Genomic DNA, 3,025 nt, shown 5'->3' with positions numbered 1-3,025 from the left:
CTCCGCCGTGCGCTCCCCCAGATTGCTCGAGCCGGCACAACAACTGATTGACGATCCCGAACTCTACGTCTATCACACGAAGTGCAATCTGAAGACGGCTGTTGATGCGCACGCAGAACTGACCCACTGGGGATGCGGACAAAATCTTGGACTACTTGGAGGTAGTCCATGTATTCATACGAAGACCGCGTTCGAGCGGTCAAGCTGTACCTGAAACTCGGTAAGCGCATCAAGGCGACGATCCGCCAGTTGGGTTATCCGACGAAGAACTCTCTCAAGGCGTGGTGCGCAGAATTCGAAAAGAGTGGCGATTTGCAGAAGGAATATGTCCGCGCAAGGCCGAAGTTTTCAGAAAAACAGAAGAACGTAGCACTTGAGCACTACGTCAACCACGGGCGCTGCTTCGCCTTCACCCTCAGGGCTTTAGGCTATCCCTGTCGACAGATACTGACTGCGTGGGTTCGCGAGCGCTATCCGGAAACCAGGAAATACGAGGTTGGTAAGGCAGGTCGACCGGCCGCGTCATTGGCGTCCAGGCAGGCCGCGGTGTACGAACTATGCACACGTGAAGGAAGTGCGCAGGCGTTGGCGCGAAAGCTGGACGTCGACAGAGTGACACTGTACAACTGGAAGAACCAGTTACTCGGCCGAGAGGCCCCCGCATCCATGAAACCCAGCAAGGGATCACGCGCAGAGACGGATCGGGACGAGCTGGAGCGGCAGGTCGAAAGGCTCCGGCGCGACATTCGCAATCTGAAGCTTGAACACGACCTGCTAAAGAAGGCGAATGAACTCCTAAAAAAAGACCTGGGCGTCGACCTGCCACTCCTGAGCAACCGGGAGAAGACGACGCTGGTTGACGCCCTGAGAGACGAATACAGTTTGGCTGAGCTGCTTGCGCGGTTGGACCTGGCTCGCAGCTCCTATTTCTACCATCGGTCGCCCGTACGGGTTGCCGACAAATATGGAGAAGTCCGTCGTACCGTTGCAGAGATCTTCGAAGACAATCACCGATCTTATGGTTATCGTCGGGTGCAGGCAGCGCTGTGCCGACAACGGGTGTTTCTATCGGAGAAAGTCGTGCGTCGCCTCATGAAACAAGGCGGCCTCCAAGCAGCCAGACCCAGGCGGCGACGATACCGTTCTTATATCGGGGAAATCAGCCCTGCTCCAGATAACATCATCAATCGCGATTTCCACGCTAACGCCCCCAACGAAAAGTGGGTGACGGATATCTCCGAGTTCCAGATTCCTGCGGGTAAGGTATATCTCTCGCCAATGATCGACTGCTTCGATGGCTTGGTAGTCAGCTGGTCGATTGGCACAAGTCCTGACGCAGAGCTCGTGAATACCATGTTAGATGCGGCTATCGAGACCGTGACCGAAGACGATGAGACACCTATTGTCCATTCCGATCGAGGTGGCCACTACCGTTGGCCTGGCTGGCTATCGCGGGTTGCAAAGGCTAACCTGATTCGATCCATGTCGCGTAAAGCCTGTTCCCCAGACAATGCGGCTTGTGAGGGATTCTTCGGCAGGCTGAAGACCGAGATGTTCTATCCAGGAGACTGGCGTTCAACGACCATCGCGGAATTCGTTGAAGTATTGAACGGCTATGTTCGCTGGTACAACGAGAAACGGATCAAGGGTTCGCTTGGCTATCTCAGCCCCATCGAATACGTGAAAGCCTCGGGCTAACGACGTAAATCAGTCCAAGAAAATGGCCGCATCCCCAGTGGGTCAGTTTCCGGTGCAAATCAACATCGCATACCTTCCAGCCGGCGTCTCGAACGTGATTGTCAACGCAATATCGAATTGATGTGGCTGACCGGACGCTTGGCGCCAGACTTCAAGACCATCGCAGACTTTCGCCGCGACAACGGTCCGGCTATTCGCAGCGTGTGTCGCCGTTTCGTCGGGTTGTGCCGAGGGCTGAAGCTGCTCTCCGGCGATACAGTGGCCATCGATGGCAGTAAGTTCAAAGCTGTGAACAGTCGTGACCGGAACTACACAGAAGGCAAGATCGACAAGCGTCCGCAGCAAATCGAAGAAAGCGTGCAACGCTACCTCGACGCGATCGAAAGCGCAGACCGCACCAGCCCAACAGGTTTCGATGTGAAGACGGTGCGCTTGCACGAGAAGATCGCCCGCTTACGCCAACGGATGCGAGAGCTCGAGCAGATCCGAAAGCAGCTAAAAACCCAACCGGACAAACAGCTACCTCTCACAGATCCGGATTCACGCTCGATGACCAGCGGTGGCAAAAGAACCGGAACAGTTGGCTACAACGTTCAGGTCGCCGTGGACGCGTAGCATCATCTGATCCTTGTACACGAAGTGACGAATGTCGGAGGCGATCACGGACAACTTAGCGGAATGGCGATTGCGGCAAGAAAGACGATGGGCAAGTCTCAATTGAAGGTTCTGGCCGATCGAGGTTATTTCAGCGGTCCGGATATCCGGGCGTGCGAACTGGCAGGTATCACGGCGTATGTCCCAAAGCCGCTCACATCAGCGTCAAGAAAGAAAGGCCTTTTCACCAAGCGCGACTTTATCTACGTTGCAAGGCACGATGAATATCGATGCCCCGCCGGCGAACGTGCGATTCGTCGATTCATGACAGTCGAACATGGCATGAATCTTCAAGTTTACTGGTCCAGCGCATGCCCGCATTGTCATTTAAAGGAGCGATGTTCGCCCAGCGACTATCGCCGCATCCGACGATGGGAGCACGAACACATACTCGAAGTCATGCAGCGACGGCTCGATCGGAAGCCAGATGCAATGACAATCCGACGAAGCACTGTCGAGCATGTTTTCGGCACGCTTAAGCAGTGGATGGGTGCGACACACTTTCTGACGCGGACGCTCAAGCCGGTGAGCACCGAGATGAGTCTTCAGGTGCTAGCCTACAACATCAAACGCTTGGCGGCCTCAAATGTGAAGTGCAACACCTGTTTCGTATAAGGTGTTGCGATGCACGAAACAACTCAGTATCAACAGCTTCAACCCGAAGAGCGCCTGA

General features: G+C 55.0%; 1 protein-coding gene and 1 pseudogene. Both read left to right on the top strand.

Going from position 1 to position 3,025, the window contains the following annotated elements; all coding sequences use genetic code 11:
- Window positions 1–168 precede the first annotated feature (168 nt).
- A protein-coding gene (locus QCE73_RS39160) for an IS3 family transposase (RefSeq protein ID WP_309886167.1) occupies window positions 169–1,706 on the top strand; the annotation gives its coding sequence in 2 pieces (ribosomal slippage) (window positions 169–1,681 and window positions 1,681–1,706; 1,539 coding nt in all).
- 55 nt (window positions 1,707–1,761) lie between these two features.
- Window positions 1,762–2,967 (top strand): annotated as a pseudogene (locus tag QCE73_RS39155) (IS1182 family transposase); the annotation flags it as partial.
- Window positions 2,968–3,025 lie beyond the last annotated feature (58 nt).

The sequence above is a fragment of the Caballeronia sp. LZ029 genome (genome assembly GCF_031451275.1).
Lineage (GTDB): Bacteria > Pseudomonadota > Gammaproteobacteria > Burkholderiales > Burkholderiaceae > Caballeronia > Caballeronia jiangsuensis.
The sequence above is the reverse complement of the archived record's forward strand: the minus strand, read 5'-3'. Positions and strand labels throughout refer to the sequence as shown.